The following is a 21,098-nucleotide window of genomic DNA, read 5'->3' on the forward strand; positions in this document are numbered from 1 at the left end:
GCGGCAGTGCGTCGGGTGCTTGCCCGGAAGGTGCATCAGATCGCCCGGCGCGGTGCAGCCTGTCCGTTGGCAGGAACGGAAACCACAGCGCCATGAACGTCATGGAGGACGCCATGGATACCGGCGCTGCCGCTTCCTTCCCGTTCTCTGATGCCGAATTCAAGGGTTTCATTGTTCCATTCCATGATCCACTGGCCGCATGTGCCATGACGGTTACGCTCCAGAACGGCCAGGAAAGCCGGTTTTCCGGGCGCATTGGCTCCGCTGGAGCGCGAAGGTGCAGGGGCCACACGCCATCGGCTGACGGCAGCGCTTTGCACGCCGGTGCGATGACTTCGAAGCAGGATGACCGGCAGTTGCGCTGTCTCCGCTGCCAGCAGCAGACGGCGCGAGGCCGTCAGGTCGAGGCATTTCGGCTGGCCGGTCATCGAGGCAACGATGCCGGAAACGAGATGCGAAGCCTTGCCGCCGGTTCCTGCTTCCAGCACATCATTGGCCGCCTTCAGTACATCCTGCGCATTCGGACAGCGCACGATCAGCAGCCGGTGCGGATCGATGCCGAAAGCATGCAATCCCGGCGGGTAGAGCCCCCCATATTCGCTTGTCGCCGTTTCCTCCTCGATCCAGATGATCGGTCGCTGCTTTTGTGTAGCTCGCAATGCCATGGCGAGCGCAAAGCCCGTTGCCGCCATATGTGCACCGGGATTTTCAGCGAAAACCTCATGCAAGGCATCGCCAGCAAGTCCATGCGGAAAGGCTGCGTCCGCCGCCGCGTGGCCCAGTGCGAAGCTGTTTGTGCTCCCGAAACCGGCACTTGTATCGCCAGCAAAGTTTCCTTGCGGATCGTTGCCTTCAATGGCGGTAACCATGCGCCGCAACGTCGCGATGTCGATGCCGCTCACGTCGAAATTCCCGTAATCTGTCTGTGTTTGATTGCGCGGTTCCGGAGGCAAGCCTGCCTGCCGGTTTTACCGAAGTCGCTTTCGTTCTCTATTTGTTCTAGTATTGAATCGACTCTGAAAAGAGTCAAGCAGGGAAACGTTCGATCCCTGTGGGCACGTCGGATTCTTCATAGAAAAGAAAATTCAGGACAAAGAAAAACGCCCTCCAATGAGGGAGGGCGTTTCATATTCTCAATAGTGGGTCTGCTTATTTGCGGTCGCGTGCAGCCAGCGTGCGCAGGCGCAGTGCGTTGAGCTTGATGAAGCCCGCTGCATCCTTCTGGTCGTAAGCGCCCTGATCGTCTTCGAAGGTGACGAGCTTGTCGGAATAAAGCGACTTGTCCGATTCGCGGCCGATCACCATCACATTGCCCTTGTAGAGCTTGAGAGTGACTTCGCCTTCGACGTTTTTCTGGCTGAGATCGATTGCGGCCTGAAGCATTTCGCGTTCCGGCGAGAACCAGAAGCCGTAATAGATCAGCTCCGCATAGCGAGGCATCAGCTCATCCTTGAGATGAGCAGCACCTCGGTCGAGCGTGATCGATTCGATGGCGCGGTGAGCTGCCAGCAGGATCGTGCCGCCCGGCGTTTCGTAGACGCCACGCGACTTCATGCCGACGAAGCGGTTTTCCACGAGGTCGAGACGACCGATGCCGTTGTCACGGCCATATTCATTGAGCTTGGCAAGAAGCGTAGCAGGCGAAAGACGCTCGCCATTGATCGAAACGGCGTCGCCCTTTTCAAAGCCGATCTTGATGATCGTTGCCTTGTCGGGTGCTGCTTCCGGCGAAATGGTGCGCATATGCACATATTCTGGAGCTTCCAGTGCCGGATCTTCCAGAACCTTGCCCTCGGACGAGGAGTGCAGCAGGTTGGCGTCGACGGAGAACGGCGCTTCGCCCTTCTTGTCCTTCGCAACCGGAATCTGGTGCTGTTCGGCGAATTCGAGCAGATGCGTGCGGCTCTTGAACGACCAGTCGCGCCATGGAGCGATGATCTTTATGTCCGGGTTCAGCGCATAAGCGGAAAGCTCGAAGCGAACCTGATCGTTGCCCTTACCGGTCGCGCCATGCGCAATGGCGTCGGCGCCGGTCTTCTTGGCGATCTCGATAAGGTGCTTGGAAATCAGTGGACGGGCAATCGACGTGCCGAGCAGATAAACGCCTTCATAGACGGCATTGGCGCGGAACATCGGGAAAACGAAATCGCGCACGAATTCTTCGCGCACATCCTCAATGAAGATTTCCTTGATTCCCAGCATTTCCGCTTTCTTGCGTGCCGGTTCAAGTTCTTCGCCCTGACCCAGATCGGCGGTGAAAGTCACGACTTCCGCGCCGAGCTCCGTCTGAAGCCATTTCAGGATGATCGAGGTGTCGAGACCGCCCGAATAGGCGAGTACGACCTTCTTAACGTCTTTCCACTTGCTCATAGTCAACTTCCGATACGATGGATGCCCCATTGTCCGCTCGGGAAGAGCATCCGCAGGGCTTGGGAATTGGATGTTGCTGTCCTTTTATCAGTTGCTAAGCCACGTGCAAGCAGGATGGCTGCGACTTATCGAAAAGACCAGAGAATCCAGTAGCGGCGAGATTTGATTCGCGTTAGAGCATTTCCAGCAAAAGTGCGAAGCGGTTTTGCGTCGGATAATGCTCAAAACAAACCGAATAGAGCGGTTCCGACGATTCTGTCAGAACAGAAACCGCTCTATTTTGCCGCGAATTTTCGGAGCTACGCGCATGTCATTCCTGACAAACCTGACCTTCATTCCCGAATGGACTATTTTCGTCCAGTTCGCGATTGCAACCGCTATTCTTTCCATCACACCCGGCCCGGACATGACATTGTTCGTCGGGCGCGCCTTGTCCGAAGGCAAGGCGGCCGGTTTCGCCTGCATGGCGGGCGCAAATACCGGCATCGTCATCCATACGACCATGGTGGCGCTGGGGCTTTCGGCGCTGATTATCGCGTCTCCGGCTGCTTTCACTGTGCTGAAGGTGGTGGGGGCGGGCTATCTCGTCTGGCTCGCCGTACAGGCAATCCGCAAGGGCTCGGCGTTCTCGCCGGAAAAGAACGGCGGTAAAAAGCACACGCTGGTTCAGAACTGGGCGACCGGGCTTGGCATTAATCTGCTCAACCCGAAGATCATTCTGTTCAACATGACCTTCCTGCCGCAGTTCGTCTCCGTTACTGACCCGCATGCGATGGGCAAACTGTTCTTCCTCGGCCTGTCTTTCATTCCGCTGGCGCTGCCCTTTACCGTGCCAATGGTCGTCGCAGCCGACAGGTTTGCGGGCCTTCTGAAGAAGAACCCGACAGTGACGCGCATCGTGGATTGGTTGTTTGCCGGCGTGTTTTCGGCTTTCGCGCTGAAAATCATCACCGCGCAGGCGAAATGAGCTTTATGCCTTGAATTACCCTGCCGGGCGGTCGGAAAGCCGTCCGGCATTGCGGCCTGCAATCAGCCAGTAGATGAAGCCGCCTACAATGCCCGCGCCCACGAAGGCGGCAATCCAGAGCGGCATTTCCGGCCACTCGTCGGATCCGCGAAATGGAATGCTGCTTCCAGCGGTTCCAAGACCGATGATGGCTCCCACAACGCAATAAAATACCGACGAGCGATAGCCGCGCGCTTCGGCGAGCAGAATGACGATAGCGGCAGGCAGAAAACTGATGCCGCCCGCCAGCATGGCTACAACGATACCGCCGACGAAAACGCTGCTCCAGAAACTGGTCGTCGCCCAAAGCGTGGCGGCTTCCATATTGCCGGCGCCGGCCATCATGGCGAAATCGTCCATCAGCGCATCAACGCCGATGCTGCGAAACAGGATGGCAGCCAGAAACCAGCCGGTTGCCAGAAGGCCGCAGCAATAGCCAAAGAGAATAACGACGAAGCGCATTATGTAGTCGAAAGTATCGTTCACGTGCGCTCGCTTGTTCCGTTTATTCGCCGTGTCCGGCGATCATCATGGCTTCCAGCGCAAGGCGTTCGCTCTTGCGCATACGTTCGGATTCCGACTTCAACTGGCCGCAGGCAGCAAGAATGTCGCGACCGCGCGGGGTGCGGATCGGCGAGGCATAACCGGCAGCGTTGACGTAATCGGCAAAACGTTCGATCTGCTCCCAGTCCGAGCACTGGTAGTTGGTGCCGGGCCACGGGTTGAACGGAATGAGATTGATCTTGGCCGGAATGCCCTGCAACAGCTTCACCAGAAGCTTTGCATCTTCAAGGCTGTCATTGATGTCTTTCAGCATCACATATTCGAACGTGATGCGCTTGGCATTCGACAGGCCGGGATATTCGCGGCAGGCCTTGACCAGCTGTTCCAGCGGATACTTCTTGTTGATGGGCACGAGGATGTCGCGCAACTCGTCGCGCACGGCGTGCAGCGAAATGGCGAGCATCACCCCGATCTCATCGCCGGTGCGGTAGATTTCCGGCACGACGCCCGAGGTCGAAAGCGTGATGCGACGCTTGGAAAGCGACAGGCCGTCGCCATCGGAAGCGATGATCAGGGCCTTCTTCACTTCCTCGAAATTATAGAGCGGCTCGCCCATGCCCATCATCACGATATTGGTGATCTTGCGGCCTTCGGCAGGCACCATGGCGCCGTCGGGAGTATCCTTGTCCGGGAAGTCGCCGAGCCGGTCGCGGGCGGTCAGAAGCTGCGCCAGAATTTCTTCCGATGTCAGATTGCGCACCAGCTTCTGCGTGCCGGTATGGCAAAACGAGCAGGTGAGCGTGCAGCCGACCTGGCTGGAAACGCACAGCGTGCCGCGACCTTCTTCGGGAATATAGACGCTTTCGATCTCGACCGGGCGACCTGCACCGCGCGGCGGAAAGCGGAACAGCCACTTGCGGGTGCCGTCCTGCGAAATCTGTTCTTCGACCACTTCCGGGCGCGCAATGGTGAAATGCTGCGCCAGCATGGCGCGCAGGTCCTTGGAAATATTGCGCATGTCGGCGAAATCTGAAACGCCGCGTACATAAAGCCAGTGCCAGAGCTGGCTGATGCGCATCTTCACCTGACGCTCCGGCACACCGGCCTTGATGAGCGCTTCGGCCATCTCCTCGCGCGACATGCCGATGAGCGACGGCTTTGCTTCCAGATTGGCGCGCACATGGCGGGCAAGCTGGTCGCGCGTATCATCAATGGTAAGGTCGAACGAAATAGACATCTGTTTTCAACTGTTAAGGGGCGACCGCGATGACGCGCGCCGATCAATTTGGGCCCGATTGCCGTGATTGCAAGGAGTATATATGGGCTCTGTCATCAGCATATGCGAGCCTTGTTCCGCGCGCTCTTAGCATAGAATACGGCGTCCGTCATCCCGTTCGATCATCCCGGCTGTCATGCAAGATTGGCGGAACTGACACAAAAGAAAAAAGCCGGAGCAAAGGCTCCGGCTCTGAAAAACAGTCCTTATTCGACGAAACGTCGCTTACTTGCAGTTCTGGATCGCGGCAAGAGCTGCCGAAACACCCTTCAGCGAATAGGTGTAATTGGTCTTGGTGCCGCGCTTCGACTGGGCCTCGACCTTGAGATCCTGACCGGACTTCATGGCTGCGATGAGCTTCGGCTCTTCAGCGGCATTTTCCATCCAGCCTGACTTGCCGTTCACGAACATGGTGAAACGGTTGCTGCCGACGCTGACGGTAACCTTGGCATTGGGGTTCAGGTCATAACCCGCCATGAACTGCGGCTCGAACGAGATGTTCTGGCCCGGCTTCTGGCTGATCAGGAAGAAATTGTCGCCGTGGTCGACCGAGGCCGGAGCCTTCACAGTCGGGACGGAGAGGACATAGCAAACCTTGCCGTTGCCCGCCTTGTAGCTATAGGCGCCCCAGGCGTCGAACTGTTTAATCTGGGTCGGTGTCTGGGCGAGGGCCGAGCCCGCCATTGCAATTGTAAACACCGAAGCCGCGACGATCGATTTTCCAAGCATGGTCTTTTACCGGTTCTCTTTCGTTTGCTTCAAACTCGAATATCGGGATGCCGCCGTTCTACACGCCGCCCCGCTCAGTTGCCGATTAAAGTGCCTTAATCTGGGTTACCAAACGGTGAAGTTTTGAAAGAAAACTTGAACGAGCAAGGGCTGATCGCCACCCCAGGCTCCACATCAATGCAAAGAAAGCGGCTGGAATATGACAGGAGGGGAGTAGGGCAGTAGGGGAATAAGGGAATAGGGGATAAAGGGGGGAAGCTACGGCTTCACAATTAAGTGTCTGGTCCGAAAGTCGCCATTCGCGCTGCAAATGACGACAAATGCACTCCGGCTCGCCGCCTGCTTTAAGGGCTTGTACGGTTTCAGGATTGTGAGAGCTTACTCCCTTACTCCCTTACTCCCTTACTCCCTTACTCCCTCAGCCTCTTCCAGCGCCTGACGCGCCGCCAACCGATGCGCAGGCGTAATATGCGTGCGCACGGCGGTCAGGGCTGCCATCAGCACGGCGACATCGTCAGTAAAGCCGATGCCGACCAGCATGTCGGGGATAATGTCGAAGGGCAGCACGAAATAGGCAAGCGCCGCCATTAGGGTCATGCGCACGCGTGTCGGTGTCTTCTGGTCGAGGGCGCAATAATAGGCGGCCACTACTTCATCCATGAAGGGCACCATCCGACCGGCGCGGCGCACGGCCTTCCAGAAACCTTGCTTCACCCGTTCGCTGCGTTTCTTGAAATCGCTTTCGCTGCCGGGTTCAAGGATTTCACCAATTTTGACGCTATCCATCGTCGAGCAAACTCCTGTCAGTCAGATCGCGGCGTATGAGGGGCCGAAAATGACATGATCGAAAATGGGGGGTAACGCCCCGGTTTTCAAGTTTTTGCCCGTTCAGGGCAGGGAGCATCCTGCAAGAACCATCAGCTACAACCTCTATCCCAAATCACCGGATTATAGGTCCGGCCAGCCCAAGGTCAGTTTTGGGTCTGGGTCAGCTTCTTGACCTGATTGAATGGAGACTGTTCATGCATCTTACCGGCTATGGCGAGAACTTTGTCCGTGCTGACCGGACAAGTCAGTTCTATCGCGGAAACCAGCTCGCATCGGCGCAGGATTTGAGCGACCACATCACCGTCGATGTGAAAGACAATGTTTGCTACGATGCAACGGCCTATATGCGCTTTCTTTTGGGGGCAGGCATTTCCGAACATACCTTGCGCGGAACCTCCGGGCAGAACTGGATTCCGCTGTTGAATTTCCGCGCCGGAGAGCAATGGAACGGCTATTCCGCCATCACCTATGGCCGCGCCATCGGGTTCTACGATGTCAGGGCCGGGCATATTTTCCACTCGGCCATTGCTGTCGGCGATGTCTTTATCCGAAGCATCAATGGCGGCGCACTTGGCCAGAACTGGGGCGAGCGCATCGATCTGACCAAAGCCCTGCCCTATTCATGCCGGAACCGCGATGGCAGCTTCACTTACCAGAAGAAGACCATCATGGTTTATATTTCAAAGGTTTAGGCGATGATCATCACGGTCAGGCAATCGCATTCATCTTGCGCGCCATTTTGACATCCAGCTCTGTAATGCCATTCTCGCTGTGGGTCGCGAGTGTGATATCGACACGGTTATAGACATTGAACCATTCGGGATGATGGTCGAGTTTTTCGGCATAAAGTGCCGCCCGTGTCATAAAGCCGAAGGCGGTGTTGAAGTCCTTGAACTTGAAGCTCTTGGTGATCGCCTCGCGATCCTCCACCTTCTGCCAGCCCTCCAGTTCGGCCAGCGCCTGTTTCAGTTCGTCTGCAGTCAGCCGGTTGCGTGCCATCGTCTTTCGCCTATGTTGCGGTTCTTGAACTAACTTATCATGAGCGCGAGGGTTCCGTGACCATAGAGAAACCGACCAGCATTCTTTTCATCTGCGCAGGCAATATCTGCCGTTCACCGCTTGCTGAGGGCGTGATGGGACATGTTCTTGAAGCGCGTGGCATCCGCAATGTGCTGATCGATTCGGCAGGGACGAACGGTTATCATACGGGAGAAGAACCCGACGAACGGTCCATCAGCGTTGCGTCCCGTCATGGTCTCGACATCAGCGCACAACGATGCCGCCAGCTGATCGCCGCCGATTTCAGCCGCTTCGACCTGATCCTTGGGATGGACCGCTACAATATGCGGATGATCGCGCAACGACAGCCTGCAAATGCAAGCGCGCATGTTGGGCTGTTCACGGAGATTGCAGAGGGAAAGGCAGTTGAGATCCCCGATCCCTATTATGGCGGAACCGGGGATTTCGAGCTGGTTTACCGGATGGTTCTGGCGTCTTCGAAAGCGCTGGCCGACCAGTTCTGGCGGGCGGACGCCACCAAAGGCCAGGCTTCTTCAACAATGTAAGGTCCGCCGCCCACGGAATCGCGCGACGACATCAGCACGAAGCGACCCACCTTGAAGGATGGCGTCGCGAAATTGCCGCGTGAGGAGAGGTAACGCACGACATCGTCGATGCGAGCGTTGCGAAGCCGCGCAAGCGTCACATGGGGTGTGAATTTGCGAGGGTCGGCGGGAATGTGAAACCGCTGGCAGATGCGTTCGATTTCCGCCTGCAATGCGTTGAGTTCAGGCGACGGGGATACGCCCGCATAAATGCTGTGCGGCTTTTTGGAGCCGAACGCATTGACACCCGACAGGTTGAGCATGAATTCGGGTCGCCGCACACGATCGAGCGCATTGGCAACCTCGTCGGCCACATGGCCTTCCACATCTCCGATAAAACGCAACGTTATGTGGTAGTTTTCGACATCAATCCAGCGTGCGCCGGGGAGACCGCCTCGCAATAATGACAGCGAGAGCGCAGCATCGCGCGGGATTTCGAGGGCAGTGAAAAGACGCGGCATAAGGCATCCTCCTCGAAGCGTTCTGTGTCAGAGCGCTATGCGTCGTGGACGCATAAAGGACACTCTAACCTAGAGAGTCAAAACATCGTACCTGTCAGAAATCGATTCGGCTAAGTCGATGCATTTGTAGCGAATCATCGTTTGAGTCCCGGAGCAAGCTGTTTATGTGCCTCACGGGTTTCAGCCTCCCGATGTCCCCTTGTTTTGTACGTCGGACAGGCTTTTTTCGATAGTAGGCATAAAGTTTGCCACCATTGCTTCGACACCTTTTTCATTGGGGTGCATTCCATCCTCGAGCAGAAGATCCTTCTTGGTTGCTACGCCGTCGAGGAAAAACGGGTAGAGCGGCACGCCATATTTCTGCGCCAGCTTCGGATAAATGGGGTTGAACTTGGCGGCATAGTCCTTGCCCATATTGGGTGGGGCGATCATGCCTGCCAGAATGACGGAAATGCCACGCTCTTTGAGACGCGCCAGCATATCGTCGAGATTCTTTTCCGTGATGTCGGGCTGGATGCCGCGCAACGCATCGTTGGCGCCGAGTTCAAGAATGACGAGATCGGTTCCATCGGGGATGGACCAGTCGATGCGCGACAGGCCGCCCGTGGTCGTATCGCCCGACACGCCTGCATTCTCGATCGAGACCTCGACGCCCTTGTCGTTCAGCGCTTTTTCAAGCTGCTGCGGAAAGGCGGCGTTGACGGGCAGGAGATAGCCGGCCATCAGGCTGTCACCGAAGCCGACAACTTTGACTTGCGAAAGCTGTTCGGTCGGCAGAGCGTCTTCAAGACCCGTCGGGTCTTCCTGTGCCGGCTCCTGCTGGGCATAGACGCTGCCAGCAAAAACCGATCCGAGGATCGCAAAAATCGAGAGCCATGCCGGAATTGAGAGTTTGAAACGCATCGTTGGCAACCCATATTCGATAAAAGGGTGAGCGACAGCTCACGTGATTTATTCAAGTGTTGGCGCAACATAAGTTCAAATTTGTGGCGCGCCCTTCAGTTCTACTGATTCATATAGGAAGAAAACCGCGTGACGGAACAGGCTGTTGGCCCGATTATCGAACTTGAGAATGTTCATCTGACGCTTGGCCATGCTGCATCATCGGTGCATGTGCTGAAGGGGGTCTCCCTCAATATTGCCAGCGGCCAGTCCGTGGGCATTGTCGGTCCCTCCGGTTCGGGCAAATCTACACTTCTTATGGTTTTGGCCGGGTTGGAGCATGTCGATAACGGAACTGTGAATATTGCGGGCGAGACGATCAGTCAGATGAGCGAGGATCAGGCTGCCGCTTTTCGTGGGGCCAATATCGGCATCGTGTTCCAGTCGTTTCACCTGATTCCCAATATGACCGCGCTGGAAAATGTGGCGGTTCCGCTGGAACTGGCCGGGCGCCGCGATGCATTCGAAGTTGCGGAACGCGAGTTGAAGGCCGTTGGGCTTGGCGAACGGCTGACGCATTATCCGTCCGAACTGTCCGGCGGCGAGCAGCAGCGCGTGGCGATAGCACGCGCGCTTGCGCCGTCGCCGAAAATTCTGATCGCCGACGAGCCGACCGGTAATCTCGACACCACGACGGGGCGGCAGATTGCCGATCTGCTCTTCGCTAAACAGCGCGAAAACGGGTTGACCATGGTGCTCGTTACCCACGATCCGTCGCTGGCTGCGCGTTGCGACCGCGAGATTCCCGTCCGTTCCGGTCGCATCGAAGAACCTGCCAAGGGTGGTGCGGTGCTTGAGAAACTGGTGGCTGGCGCATGAGATCTGCGACGTCGCTTTCGCTGGCACTCCGCTTTGCACTGCGCGAAATGCGCGGCGGGCTTGCCGGGTTCTATATTTTTCTGGCCTGTATCGCGCTTGGCGTGGCGGCCATTGGCGGCGTCAATTCCGTGGCGCGGTCGGTCAGCACCGGCATTGCGTCGGAAGGACAGAGCATTCTTGGCGGGGATGTCAGTTTTGCGCTCAATCAGCGCGAAGCAACGGCGGAAGAGCGCGCTTTCATCGAAAAGCAGGGCAGGATGGCCGAAAGCGCGACAATGCGCTCCATGGCCCGCATGCCGGATGGTTCCGACCAGTCGCTGGTCGAGGTGAAAGCGGTCGATGCTGCCTATCCGCTCTATGGCACGTTGAAGGTCACGCCGGAGCAGTCGCTGGCCGATATGACGGCTGTCAAAGGCGATGTTTACGGCGCTGCGGTCTCCCAGGATTTTCTCAATCGCATGGGGCTGTCGCTCGGTGCAAAGGTGCTGCTCGGTTCGCAAGTATTCGAATTGCGCGGTGTGATCGAAAGCGAGCCGGATCTTCTTTCGTCCGGCTTCAATTTTGCACCACGTTTTCTGGTTTCGCTTGATGGCTTGCGGGCGTCGGGTCTGATCCAGCCCGGTAGCCTTGTTGACCATGTCTATAAGGTCGCACTTCCCAATGGCGCGCCGGATTCGGCAATTGCCGAAGTCAGACGTCTGGCGACCGCCGATTTTCCGGATGCAGGGTGGAATATCCGCTCCCGCGCCAATGCCGCTCCGGCGCTGAGCGCTAATATCGAGCGCTTTTCGCAGTTCCTCACGCTGGTAGGCCTGACGGCTTTGATCGTCGGCGGTGTCGGTGTTGCCAATGCGGTGCGCGCCTATCTCGATGGCAAGCGCGGTGTGATCGCGACGTTCAAGTCGCTTGGCGCGCCTGCGCGCTTTGCGGTTCTGGTCTATCTGGTGCAGATCATGGTGATCGGCCTGATCGGTATTGTGCTTGGGCTCATTCTGGCGGCGATTATTCCGTTTGCTGCTGGAATAGTGCTGGCCAATTATCTGCCGGTCGCCGGTGGCGGCGGTTTCTTTCCCGGCGCGCTGGCGCTTGCCGCCGTCTTCGGCCTGATCACTACGCTCGCCTTTGCGATCATTCCGCTCGGTCGCGCCCGCGATATTCCGGCGACGGCCCTGTTCCGCGAGCAGGGCTTTGAGCAGCGTGGCCTGCCGCCGCTGCTTTATCTCGGTCTTGCGGTTCTGCTGATTGCGGCTCTGGCCGCCCTGGCGCTTTATGTGGCCTATGACCGGCGCATTGCGGCGATTTTCATCGTCTCGGCCATTGCCGCTTTCGGCGTGCTGCGGCTTGTGGCCGATGGCATACGCTGGCTTGCCCGCCGCGCACCGCGTGTACGCTCGACGGCGCTTCGGCTTGCAGTCGGTAATATTCACCGCCCCGGCGCGCTGACCCCTTCGGTGGTGCTTTCGCTCGGCCTCGGCCTCACGCTGATGGTGGCGATTGCGCTGATCGATGGCAATCTGCGCCGACAGGTCACGGAGAATATTCCCGCGCAGGCGCCGGACTTCTTTTTCGTCGATATCCAGAACCGCGACATTGGCGATTTCACCAAGCTGGTGAGCGGCATCGTGCCAGACGGCAAGCTCACCTCCGGCCCGATGTTGCGCGGGCGTATCGTAGCTTTCAACGGAACCAATGTGCGCGACATGACCATTCCGCCCGAGGCGGCCTGGGTTCTGCGCGGTGATCGCGGTATTACATTTGCCGACAAGGTGCCCGATAATTCGACGCTGAGCGAGGGCGAATGGTGGCCTGCCGATTATAGCGGTGAGCCGCTGGTCTCTTTCTCCGAACGGGAAGGCAAGGAGCTGGGCCTGAAGCTTGGAGACAAGGTGACGGTCAATGTGCTGGGCCGCAACATCACCGCAAAGATCGCGAGCTTCCGGCAGGTGCAGTGGGAAACACTGGCGATGAATTTCGTCATGGTGTTTTCGCCCAACACCTTTGCCGGTGCGCCAGCGACATGGCTTGCAACGCTCACCATTCCGGACAGCCAGAAAAACCTTGCGCCCGATGTGCTCCGACAAGTCACCAAGACATGGCCCGCTGTCACGACGGTCAGCGTGACCGATGCGCTCAATGTCGCCAATGATCTCATCAGCCAGCTGGCGACGGCCATTCGCGCTGCGGCGTCCATCGCGCTTGCCGCTTCGGTTCTGGTGCTGGGCGGGGCGCTGGCTGCGGGCAACCGCGCCCGGGTGCACGATGCTGTCGTCCTGAAGACACTTGGGGCCACACGCGGCACGCTGATTGCAGCCTATGTGCTGGAATATATGCTGCTCGGTCTCGCAACCGCGCTTTTTGCGCTTGCCGCCGGCAGTGCGGCTGGCTGGTATGTCGTGGTTGAAATCATGAAGCTTAAGGCGAGCTTCCTGCCCGATGTCGCGCTGATGACCGTGGCGGTTGCGCTGGTGCTGACGGTCGGCTTCGGATTGGCCGGTACATGGCGCGTACTGGGCCAGAAGCCTGCACAAGTGCTCCGGACGATATGAGCGATTTGTAATGTGGAGGGTTCAAAAAGCATAAGCCATTGGATCGTATGGAGAATGCGGTTCGGTTTTTCACTGTGCCCCTCGCGTTTTTTTACAGGCGGTACTTGTACGTGAGGGCCATAATCCCCATAATGTCAGGCAGGCATGCTGGAGTCCCGCCAGCGGCGCCTGGCGGCGGCTCGCCGGAATGAGCGCCCCGACACCGGACGGGACATGGCAAGAGGATTTAAGTCATGGCTGACTTTCGCAATATTCAGGCGCAGCAGAGGCCCGTAGGCGGCACTCGCGCCGATGCAGGCATCGATCAGGGTCTGCGCAGCTATATGCTGGGCGTCTATAACATGATGGCTATCGGCCTGGCCGTTACCGGCCTTGCTGCATTCGCCGTTGCGGCACTCGCAACGACGACGGACCCGTCCGCAGCCGTCGCGCAGCTTGCTAACGGCAAGATGCTCACGGGCCTTGGCGTCGCGCTCTACACCTCGCCGCTGCGCTGGGTGGTGATGCTTGCGCCGCTGGCGGCAGTGTTCTTCCTGAGCTTCCGCATCGAACGTCTTTCGGTCTCGACCGCTAACGCCGTCTTCTGGGGCTATGCAGCTCTCGTCGGCCTGTCGCTGTCGTCGATCTTCCTGGTCTTCACCGGCCAGAGCATCGTTCGCACCTTCTTCGTGACCGCCGCGTCCTTCGGCGCGCTGTCGCTCTACGGCTACACGACCAAGCGTGACCTGTCCGCTATGGGCTCGTTCCTGATCATGGGCCTGTTCGGCCTGATCCTGGCTTCGGTCGTCAACATCTTCCTCGGCTCTTCGGCATTGCAGTTTGCAATCTCGGTGATCGGTGTTCTGATCTTCGCAGGCCTCACCGCCTACGACACGCAGTCGATCAAGGAAATGTATTACGAAGGCGATGCTTCGGATACGCAGGGCCGCAAGGTCGTGATGGGCGCGCTGCGTCTCTACCTCGACTTCATCAACATGTTCACCTTCCTGCTGCAGTTCATGGGTAACCGTAACTAATCAGCAGAAGAAGCTGGAATGCGAAAGGGCAGCGGAAACGCTGCCCTTTTTGCTTTTGTCCAGTCGTTAGATGATGCATGCTGGAGTGTGTAAAAACATCTCTCCGGTTCTGTCTCATGCCTGTCGTTCGCGATTTTCGTCCCACCGATATCGACGCCATCACTGCGATCTATACCGAAGCCGTGCTGAACGGTTCGGGTTCCTACGAGGTAGAGCCGCCGTCGCGCGAAGATCTGCGCCAGCGCTTTGAGGGCTTCGTCGAACAGGGTTTCCCAATTCTGATTGCGGAAGAGAACAGTGTGGTTCTGGGCTATGCCTATGCCAGCTATTTCCGCACCAGACCGGCCTATCGCTGGCTTGCGGAGGATTCGATCTATATCGCGCCAGAGGCCAAGAATAAGGGCGTCGGCAAGCTTCTCCTGCGCGAGCTGATCGAACGGGCAACGGCACTGGGTTTTCGGCAGCTATTGGCCGTCATCGGCGATGGTGAGAACAATATTGGTTCCGTGCGGTTGCATGAAAGCCTTGGCTTCCAGCATTGTGGACGGATTGAGGGTTCAGGCTTCAAGCACGGGCGCTGGCTGGATACGGTGCTGATGCAGCTGTCACTCAATGGCGGGCGCACGCTTGAACCGGGCAAAATGCCACTATCCTCATCCTGAGCGCGTCGACGGGTCAGGCCTCGACGAGTTTCAGGCTCTTGTCGAAAACGCGCAGCACACGTTCCAGCTCATGGCCGCGCTTCATGATCAGCCCGCTTGCTGCAATGACCGCGTAAGCGCCCTGCTTTTGAGCCAGTTTGGGATTCTTCTCGATGCGGAACAGCGGAACCTCGCTGGCGCGCCGGAAGATGGAAAAGACGGCCCGGTCACTCAAATGGTCGATGGCGTAGTCACGCCATGCACCGGCGGCGACCATGCGGCCATAGATGTTCAGGATCTTGCCCAGTTCGTGCCGGTCGAAACTGATGGTGGAGGGGGTCGATCTGGCGCGGTCGAGTGAAACGACCTTTGGCGACGCGGACGCGTTGGACGAGGATGATGAATCCTCACTTGCTGCGCTTGAAATATCCATGTCCTTCCTTTCAGCCCTGTGGGTGGCGAAGCGGCAGGCGCGTCTTCGCCGCAACGAAACGCATGACAGTAGGGTGATGCTTTTGTGAAACAAATTCAAGTGCGAGCGGTGGTCTGGCTGTTCAATTGACCGGGATATCCCTCATAAAACGCCAGATTCGGTGCCTGTCTGATCGTGCATTAGCTGTTCACGAAAAACGAAAGTCTGTCTGTAATGGTGATCGGCGAACACATTTTCGCCTTGTCAGCTTCGCATTCCAGCCTGATTATGGCTTCAGCATCCACGTGTTGCCTGAGACGGTTCGGTTCGGGTATGTCCGACCCCAAGCCCCCCGCCCAAAGGACTGCCCGAGCCGAACCAACCTTCTTCGTCCGACCGAACCGCAACACCGATCAGTCTTCCAGACCCGCCGAGACTGAAGCACTTTCCAAAAAGCAATAAACAGCTTCGACATCCGACAATGCTGCCGGATTTAAACACTATGGTTTGTGCTGAAACAGCCGCGGTCAGAGGCCGACAGGCGCTTTTTCCTTGAACATGGCCGCGCCATGGATACGCCCGAGTGAATTGTCGTCCCGGGTTTCCTGCAGAATGACCGCGCAACCGGAAACATCCTTCCGCTTCAGTTCGGAAGCGGGGAGTTCGATTTTCAGCGCCTTGCCGTCCCACATGCCGATCGTGTTGATCTCGCTCACCGTGTTTCGGTAGGTGATATCCTGACCGGCATTCTCGCCTTCGGTGATCGGTATGGTCACCGCATCGCGGAAATAGAACAGAACCACATGCACCGGTGATTTCGGCTTTTCGCCAGCACCGATTTCGATGGACAGACGGCCATCGTCGAGACGGTTGATCGCAACCGGCACAGTCAGCTTGTCGGCTGCGATCTGTGCATTGATGGCGCCTGCATCGCGACCGTTGACCTCCGCGCGGCCATTGATGATGGCCTGCGGCGTATAGATCATGCGTGCGTTGAAGGAATTGCGATAGGCATTCTGCCGGTCGGTATTATCCTGGGTGGCAAGTGTGTCGCGCCACCCCATATAATCCCAGTAATTGACGTGGAACGACAGCGCTAGCACGCTCGGATCATCGGCGAATTTGGCAAAATTGTCGTCAGCCTTCGGGCAGGATTTGCAGCCCTGACTGGTGAAAAGCTCGATAACGGCGGTCTTCTTTGGCGCATCTTGCGCTAAAGCAGAGCCTTGCATGGAGACACAGCCGGTGAAAGCCAGCCCAAGAACGGCGCATACGTTGCGCCAGGCCGGCAGGGAATCGCCGGTCAGCCAAGTGGCTGTTCCATAAAAAGAGGGCTGCACGGTCACTTTAGTTTCATCCTGCACTAATTGATGATGTCATCTATTATGTAGGAATTACCCCGATCAATGGGAATTCACGTTGCGGTGAGATTCCGGGGCAAGTGTGCTCTATTTGCGTCATATAGATCCCGAAATTTCGAGATCCGGGCGCGAAACTCGAGAAAATGAGAGTTTCGGCAAGGAAAACGCTGGAACATGAAAAAGCCGCCGGGTTGCTCCGGCGGCTTTTTGTTTCAATCGAGTGCCGATTAAGCGGCGAGATCGCGCAGAACGGTCTGCAGGATGCCGCCGTTCTTCATGTAGTCCAGCTCGTCCAGCGTATCGATGCGGCAGATGAGCGGAACCTTCTTCACCGAGCCGTCGGCATAGGTGATGGAAGCGTCGACCTTCTGACGCGGGCGAACATCGGCAAGACCTTCAATGGTGACGATTTCGTCGCCCTTGAGGCCGAGCGTCTGCCAGCTGGTGCCTTCCTCGAAGACGAAAGGCACAATGCCCATGCCGACGAGGTTGGAGCGGTGGATACGCTCGAAGGACTGTGCGATCACGGCCTTGACGCCGAGCAGGTTGGTGCCCTTGGCAGCCCAGTCACGCGAAGAACCGTTACCGTATTCGACGCCTGCGAAGACGACGAGCGGCACACCCTCGGCCTTGTACTGCATGGCAGCATCATAGATCGAGGTTTCTTCCTTCGACGGGTAGTGGATGGTGTAGCCGCCTTCACGTCCGTTTTCGCCCAGCATGTGGTTGCGAATACGGATGTTTGCGAAGGTGCCGCGCATCATCACTTCATGGTTGCCGCGACGCGTGCCGTACTGGTTGAAGTCGGCAATACCAACGCCATGGTCGATGAGGTATTTGCCAGCAGGCGACTGAGCCTTGATGGAACCGGCAGGCGAAATATGGTCGGTCGTGATCTTGTCGCCGAAGAGACCAAGAATACGAGCGCCCTTGACGTCGCCGATCGTGCCAGCCGACTTGCCCATGCCAACAAAGTAAGGCGGGTTCTGTACATAGGTCGAGTTGTCGTCCCATGCATAGGTCTGGCCAGCAGGAACCTGAACGGCCTGCCAGTTGGAGTCGCCCTTGAACACATCCGCATATTTCTCCGAGAAGATCTTGCGGGTGACGTTCTTGGCGATGAACTCCTGGATTTCCTTCGAGGAAGGCCAGATGTCGCGCAGGAATACCGGGTTACCGTTCTGGTCTTCGCCGAGCGGCTCCTTGGTCAGGTCCTTGGTGACCGTACCGGCAAGAGCGTGGGCGACGACGAGCGGCGGCGAAGCAAGGTAGTTTGCCTGCACGTCCGGCGAGACGCGGCCTTCGAAGTTACGGTTGCCGGACAGAACGGCAGCCGCGATCAGGCCCTTTTCGTTGATCGTCTTGGAGATCGGCGCAGGCAGCGGGCCGGAGTTGCCGATGCAGGTCGTGCAGCCGAAGCCGACGAGGTTGAAGCCGAGTGCATCGAGATCCTTCTGGAGACCAGCGGATTCGAGATAGGCGGCAACGACCTGAGAGCCGGGAGCAAGCGACGTCTTCACCCAAGGCTTGGTCTTGAGGCCCTTGGCAACCGCGTTGCGGGCCAGCAGACCGGCAGCAATCAGCACGCTCGGGTTCGAAGTGTTGGTGCAGGACGTGATAGCGGCAATCACCACATCGCCATGGCCAAGGTCGAAGTCTTCGCCTTCAACGGCATAACGCGTGGTCTGGCCGGTGGTCTTCTTGTACTCGTTTTCCAGCGAGGTTGCGAAACCGGAGCCGATGTTTTCCAGCGGAATGCGGCCTTCCGGACGCTTGGGACCGGCCATCGACGGAACGACATCGGCCATGTCAAGCTCGAGAATGTCGGTGAAGACCGGATCGGCTGCACCCTTGTCGCGCCACATGCCCTGCGCACGGCAGTAAGCTTCAACCAACTCGATGCGATGTTCATCGCGACCGGTGGTGTTCATGTAGTTCAGGGTTTCGCTGTCAACCGGGAAGAAGCCGCAGGTTGCGCCATATTCCGGGCCCATGTTTGCAATGGTTGCACGGTCGGCCAGCGTCATGTTTTCGAGGCCTTCGCCGAAGAACTCGACGAACTTGCCCACAACGCCCTTCTTGCGCAGCATCTGCGTGACGGTGAGCACGAGGTCGGTCGCCGTGACGCCTTCCTTGACCTTGCCGGTCAGGCGGAAGCCGATGACTTCCGGCAGGAGCATGGAAACCGGCTGGCCGAGCATGGCTGCTTCAGCTTCGATGCCGCCCACGCCCCAGCCCAGAACGCCAAGGCCGTTGACCATGGTGGTGTGGCTGTCGGTGCCGACGCAGGTGTCGGGATAGGCAACGGTTTCGCCGTCTTCTTCCTTGGTCCAGACTGCCTGGGCCAGATATTCGAGGTTCACCTGATGGCAGATGCCGGTGCCAGGAGGAACAACGCGGAAGTTCTGGAACGCCTGCTGGCCCCACTTCAGGAAGCGGTAGCGCTCGCCGTTGCGCTGATATTCGAGGTCCACGTTGGCCTTAAAGGCGCTTGGATTGCCGAATTCGTCAACGATGACCGAGTGATCGATAACCAGATCTACGGGCACGAGCGGGTTGATCTTTTCCGGGTCGCCGCCGAGCGCCTTGAGGCCGTCGCGCATGGCTGCAAGGTCAACAACGGCTGGAACGCCGGTGAAGTCCTGCATGAGAACGCGGGCTGGGCGGTAGGCGATTTCTGCGCCGGCTTTGCCGCGGTCGGCAAGCCACTTGGCGACGGCTTCGATGTCCGACTTCTTGACGGAGCGGTCATCCTCGAAGCGAAGCAGGTTTTCAAGAAGAACCTTCATGGAGAAAGGAAGCTTGGAAACACCCTCGAGGCCGTTCTTTTCGGCTTCGGTCAGGCTGTAATAGACATAGTCTTTACCACCTACGGTGAGGGTCTTGCGGCATTTGAAGCTGTCAATGTGTGACACTGCATTCGTCCTTATGCTACTGGCCGGAAAACCAGGACGAACGCCTAGGCTAGCGTTTCAAGGACGCGCCAAGGTGCGGGTGCAGTCATTTCCGCTGTCCGTCCCGAAGCCTGGGTCCTTACGGGCGCCAGGTGTTAGAGATCGGCCAAAAATGGTTTCCACGCCGACCGCTGGCGTGGTAGCCCTCATATAGAGAGTTTCCTAAAACGATTCCAGACTGAATTTCGTGAATTCGCCTGCTTGCGGCGAAATGTTGCGATCCTCCCGGTTGTTTCATCGAGCTGGGAAGCGGTTGGTTTTTGAGGAGAGAAAATGCGGCTGAAGGCCGAAAATCTGGGTGGCGAGCGGGGCGGCGAGACGGTCTTCTCCAACCTTTCTTTCACGCTCGATAGCGGGGAGGCGCTGGTGGTCACCGGCCCGAACGGGTCAGGCAAATCCACCTTGCTGCGGATCATTTGCGGCTTGCTCGCGCCCGAAGAGGGGCGGATCGAACTGACCGAAGGCGACGCATCGCTGCCAGTGCAGGCAGCCTGTCATTATCTCGGTCACCAGAACGCGATGAAACCGGCCTTGAGCGTGCGCGAGAATCTTTTGTTCTGGCAGCGGTTTAATGGTCAGGACGTCACTGCGCCGCTGCTTGAGGTCGATGAGGCGCTGGAAGCCGTCAATCTGCCCGGCGTTGAACATCTGCCCTTCGGCTATCTCTCCACCGGTCAAAAGCGCCGTGTCTCCATTGCCAAGCTTCTTGTCAGCTATCGTCCGCTATGGATTGTCGATGAACCGACGGCAGGTCTCGACAAGGCATCCGAAGCCCGCTTTGCCGGGCTGATGCACGACCATCTGCAACAGGGCGGCATGATCATTGCCGCCACGCATATTCCGCTCGGGCTGGAAGGTGCGAACACGCTCGATATGGCCAGCTTCTCGCACGAGGCCTTTTGATGCTGGCGCTGTTCCTTCGCGACATGCGCTTGAGTTTTCGCGCGGGCGGCGGTGCGCTGGTCGGCATATTGTTCTTTCTCGCCGTCATTTCGGTGATGCCATTCGGCGTCGGCCCGGACCTCAACCTGCTGGCACGGATCGGCCCTGCCATGTTGTGGATCGGCGCCTTGCTGGCGACGCTTTTGGGGCTTGACCGGCTGTTTCAGGTCGACCGCGACGATGGCTCGCTCGATCTTCTGCTGATCGGCTCTGACCGGCATATGCTGGCGCTCACGGTGCTGGTCAAATGCATTGCCCATTGGGCGTCGAGCGTGTTGCCGCTGGTGATCGCGTCGCCCATGCTCGGCCTTTTCATGAATATGGATGCAGCAGCCATCGGTGCTACGACCCTGACGCTTCTGGTCGGCACGCCCGCCATAGCCTTTGTTGGTGCAGTGGGGGCGGCGCTGGCGGTGGCCTTGCCGCGCGGCGGACTGCTTGTTTCCGTCATCGTGCTGCCGCTTACCATTCCGGTTCTCATTTTTGGTGTATCTGCTTCTTATGGAGCGACGGTAGACAACGCCCCCTTTCTGGCGCCATTTCTGGTTTTGTCCGCGCTGACGCTGTTTTTCGCGGTGCTGGGGCCGCTGGCCGCGAGCGCTGCGCTCAAGAATTCGGCGGATTGAACATGATCCCGAAAAGTGGGAACCGGTTTTCGGTGGTCATCATGTTCGGCGGATTGACGCA

21 protein-coding genes are annotated in these 21,098 nt (G+C 58.0%); 9 read left to right on the forward strand and 12 right to left on the reverse strand.

Annotation, left to right across the window (positions count from 1 at the left end; translation table 11 throughout):
• Positions 1–35: 35 nt before the first annotated feature.
• Positions 36–902: a hypothetical protein gene (locus FHW03_RS01990; RefSeq protein ID WP_182519118.1), complete on the reverse strand. Its 867-nt coding sequence runs from the start codon at positions 900–902 to the stop codon at positions 36–38.
• A gap of 247 nt (positions 903–1,149) precedes the next feature.
• Positions 1,150–2,370, reverse strand: coding sequence for an argininosuccinate synthase (locus FHW03_RS01995; RefSeq protein ID WP_182519119.1), 1,221 nt, complete (start codon positions 2,368–2,370; stop codon positions 1,150–1,152).
• A gap of 307 nt (positions 2,371–2,677) precedes the next feature.
• Between FHW03_RS01995 and FHW03_RS02000 the strand changes: the two genes are divergently transcribed.
• Positions 2,678–3,337 (forward strand): LysE family translocator, encoded by a 660-nt coding sequence (locus FHW03_RS02000; RefSeq protein ID WP_182519120.1) that lies wholly within the window; start codon positions 2,678–2,680, stop codon positions 3,335–3,337.
• A 15-nt stretch (positions 3,338–3,352) separates the two neighbouring features.
• Here FHW03_RS02000 and FHW03_RS02005 read toward each other — a convergent pair whose 3' ends face one another.
• The 4 genes from FHW03_RS02005 to FHW03_RS02020 all read right to left on the reverse strand — a co-directional run bounded on the left by FHW03_RS02005 (position 3,353) and on the right by FHW03_RS02020 (position 6,671).
• A complete protein-coding gene (locus tag FHW03_RS02005; protein ID WP_182519121.1) occupies positions 3,353–3,862 on the reverse strand; it encodes a hypothetical protein in 510 nt (169 codons plus the stop codon).
• 19 nt (positions 3,863–3,881) lie between these two features.
• Entirely contained in the window at positions 3,882–5,117 is a 1,236-nt protein-coding gene (gene rlmN / locus FHW03_RS02010; protein ID WP_078341295.1) for a 23S rRNA (adenine(2503)-C(2))-methyltransferase RlmN, read from the reverse strand.
• A 264-nt stretch (positions 5,118–5,381) separates the two neighbouring features.
• Positions 5,382–5,885, reverse strand: a complete 504-nt coding sequence (locus tag FHW03_RS02015) for an invasion associated locus B family protein (protein WP_113533733.1) — start codon at positions 5,883–5,885, stop codon at positions 5,382–5,384.
• A 402-nt stretch (positions 5,886–6,287) separates the two neighbouring features.
• Positions 6,288–6,671: a YkvA family protein gene (locus tag FHW03_RS02020; protein WP_078339700.1), complete on the reverse strand. Its 384-nt coding sequence runs from the start codon at positions 6,669–6,671 to the stop codon at positions 6,288–6,290.
• 236 nt (positions 6,672–6,907) lie between these two features.
• On the opposite strand from FHW03_RS02020, the gene FHW03_RS02025 reads away from it, so the two are divergent.
• Positions 6,908–7,405, forward strand: a complete 498-nt coding sequence (locus tag FHW03_RS02025; protein WP_182519122.1) for a hypothetical protein — start codon at positions 6,908–6,910, stop codon at positions 7,403–7,405.
• A 16-nt stretch (positions 7,406–7,421) separates the two neighbouring features.
• Here FHW03_RS02025 and FHW03_RS02030 read toward each other — a convergent pair whose 3' ends face one another.
• Positions 7,422–7,712: a 4a-hydroxytetrahydrobiopterin dehydratase gene (locus FHW03_RS02030; protein WP_182519123.1), complete on the reverse strand. Its 291-nt coding sequence runs from the start codon at positions 7,710–7,712 to the stop codon at positions 7,422–7,424.
• A 56-nt stretch (positions 7,713–7,768) separates the two neighbouring features.
• On the opposite strand from FHW03_RS02030, the gene FHW03_RS02035 reads away from it, so the two are divergent.
• Entirely contained in the window at positions 7,769–8,278 is a 510-nt protein-coding gene (locus tag FHW03_RS02035; RefSeq protein ID WP_182519124.1) for a low molecular weight protein-tyrosine-phosphatase, read from the forward strand.
• Here FHW03_RS02035 and thpR read toward each other — a convergent pair.
• The gene (gene thpR, locus FHW03_RS02040) at positions 8,188–8,778 is read right to left on the reverse strand and encodes an RNA 2',3'-cyclic phosphodiesterase (RefSeq protein ID WP_182519125.1); all 591 of its coding nucleotides are present in this window, start codon (positions 8,776–8,778) and stop codon (positions 8,188–8,190) included. The two genes, FHW03_RS02035 and thpR, sit on opposite strands and share 91 nt — an antisense overlap.
• A 180-nt stretch (positions 8,779–8,958) precedes the next feature.
• A complete protein-coding gene (locus FHW03_RS02045; protein ID WP_182519126.1) occupies positions 8,959–9,681 on the reverse strand; it encodes an arylesterase in 723 nt (240 codons plus the stop codon).
• Positions 9,682–9,810: 129 nt separating this feature from the next.
• Here FHW03_RS02045 and FHW03_RS02050 point away from each other — a divergent pair, with 129 nt between their 5' ends.
• From FHW03_RS02050 to FHW03_RS02065, 4 genes are all read left to right on the forward strand, one after another.
• The gene (locus FHW03_RS02050; RefSeq protein WP_182519127.1) at positions 9,811–10,539 is read left to right on the forward strand and encodes an ABC transporter ATP-binding protein; all 729 of its coding nucleotides are present in this window, start codon (positions 9,811–9,813) and stop codon (positions 10,537–10,539) included.
• Positions 10,536–13,085 (forward strand): ABC transporter permease, encoded by a 2,550-nt coding sequence (locus FHW03_RS02055; protein WP_182519128.1) that lies wholly within the window; start codon positions 10,536–10,538, stop codon positions 13,083–13,085. Before FHW03_RS02050 ends, FHW03_RS02055 begins: the two co-directional genes overlap by 4 nt.
• 233 nt (positions 13,086–13,318) lie before the next feature.
• Positions 13,319–14,101 (forward strand): Bax inhibitor-1/YccA family protein, encoded by a 783-nt coding sequence (locus tag FHW03_RS02060; protein ID WP_182519129.1) that lies wholly within the window; start codon positions 13,319–13,321, stop codon positions 14,099–14,101.
• Between the two features lie 116 nt (positions 14,102–14,217).
• On the forward strand, positions 14,218–14,763 hold the full coding sequence (locus FHW03_RS02065; RefSeq protein WP_182519130.1) for a GNAT family N-acetyltransferase: 546 nt from the start codon (positions 14,218–14,220) through the stop codon (positions 14,761–14,763).
• Positions 14,764–14,776: 13 nt separating this feature from the next.
• Here the strand turns inward: FHW03_RS02065 and FHW03_RS02070 are convergent, their stop codons facing one another.
• From FHW03_RS02070 to acnA, 3 genes are all read right to left on the reverse strand, one after another.
• On the reverse strand, positions 14,777–15,175 hold the full coding sequence (locus FHW03_RS02070; RefSeq protein ID WP_182519131.1) for a DUF2794 domain-containing protein: 399 nt from the start codon (positions 15,173–15,175) through the stop codon (positions 14,777–14,779).
• 506 nt (positions 15,176–15,681) lie between these two features.
• On the reverse strand, positions 15,682–16,386 hold the full coding sequence (locus FHW03_RS02075; RefSeq protein ID WP_182519417.1) for a thioredoxin family protein: 705 nt from the start codon (positions 16,384–16,386) through the stop codon (positions 15,682–15,684).
• A 356-nt stretch (positions 16,387–16,742) separates the two neighbouring features.
• The gene (gene acnA / locus FHW03_RS02080; protein ID WP_182519132.1) at positions 16,743–19,430 is read right to left on the reverse strand and encodes an aconitate hydratase AcnA; all 2,688 of its coding nucleotides are present in this window, start codon (positions 19,428–19,430) and stop codon (positions 16,743–16,745) included.
• A gap of 312 nt (positions 19,431–19,742) precedes the next feature.
• Here acnA and ccmA point away from each other — a divergent pair, with 312 nt between their 5' ends.
• Complete coding sequence (gene ccmA, locus FHW03_RS02085; protein ID WP_182519133.1) at positions 19,743–20,372, forward strand: heme ABC exporter ATP-binding protein CcmA; 630 nt, start codon at positions 19,743–19,745, stop codon at positions 20,370–20,372.
• On the forward strand, positions 20,372–21,037 hold the full coding sequence (gene ccmB, locus FHW03_RS02090) for a heme exporter protein CcmB (RefSeq protein ID WP_078339687.1): 666 nt from the start codon (positions 20,372–20,374) through the stop codon (positions 21,035–21,037). Before ccmA ends, ccmB begins: the two co-directional genes overlap by 1 nt.
• Positions 21,038–21,098: the final 61 nt, after the last annotated feature.

Source organism: Ochrobactrum sp. RH2CCR150 (assembly GCA_014138095.1).
In the GTDB taxonomy this organism is placed as follows: domain Bacteria; phylum Pseudomonadota; class Alphaproteobacteria; order Rhizobiales; family Rhizobiaceae; genus Brucella; species Brucella gambitense.

Coding starts and splice junctions, on each gene's coding strand:
- FHW03_RS02015 (WP_113533733.1), bottom strand. CDS start 5,885: ATGCTTGGAAAATCGATCGTCGCGGCTTCGGTGTTTACAATTGCAATG.
- FHW03_RS02020 (WP_078339700.1), bottom strand. CDS start 6,671: ATGGATAGCGTCAAAATTGGTGAAATCCTTGAACCCGGCAGCGAAAGC.
- FHW03_RS02030 (WP_182519123.1), bottom strand. CDS start 7,712: ATGGCACGCAACCGGCTGACTGCAGACGAACTGAAACAGGCGCTGGCC.
- FHW03_RS02065 (WP_182519130.1), top strand. CDS start 14,218: ATGCCTGTCGTTCGCGATTTTCGTCCCACCGATATCGACGCCATCACT.
- FHW03_RS02000 (WP_182519120.1), top strand. CDS start 2,678: ATGTCATTCCTGACAAACCTGACCTTCATTCCCGAATGGACTATTTTC.
- FHW03_RS02025 (WP_182519122.1), top strand. CDS start 6,908: ATGCATCTTACCGGCTATGGCGAGAACTTTGTCCGTGCTGACCGGACA.
- FHW03_RS02075 (WP_182519417.1), bottom strand. CDS start 16,386: ATGCAAGGCTCTGCTTTAGCGCAAGATGCGCCAAAGAAGACCGCCGTT.
- rlmN (WP_078341295.1), bottom strand. CDS start 5,117: ATGTCTATTTCGTTCGACCTTACCATTGATGATACGCGCGACCAGCTT.
- FHW03_RS02055 (WP_182519128.1), top strand. CDS start 10,536: ATGAGATCTGCGACGTCGCTTTCGCTGGCACTCCGCTTTGCACTGCGC.
- FHW03_RS02070 (WP_182519131.1), bottom strand. CDS start 15,175: ATGGATATTTCAAGCGCAGCAAGTGAGGATTCATCATCCTCGTCCAAC.
- FHW03_RS02060 (WP_182519129.1), top strand. CDS start 13,319: ATGGCTGACTTTCGCAATATTCAGGCGCAGCAGAGGCCCGTAGGCGGC.
- ccmA (WP_182519133.1), top strand. CDS start 19,743: ATGCGGCTGAAGGCCGAAAATCTGGGTGGCGAGCGGGGCGGCGAGACG.
- thpR (WP_182519125.1), bottom strand. CDS start 8,778: ATGCCGCGTCTTTTCACTGCCCTCGAAATCCCGCGCGATGCTGCGCTC.
- ccmB (WP_078339687.1), top strand. CDS start 20,372: ATGCTGGCGCTGTTCCTTCGCGACATGCGCTTGAGTTTTCGCGCGGGC.
- FHW03_RS01995 (WP_182519119.1), bottom strand. CDS start 2,370: ATGAGCAAGTGGAAAGACGTTAAGAAGGTCGTACTCGCCTATTCGGGC.
- FHW03_RS02045 (WP_182519126.1), bottom strand. CDS start 9,681: ATGCGTTTCAAACTCTCAATTCCGGCATGGCTCTCGATTTTTGCGATC.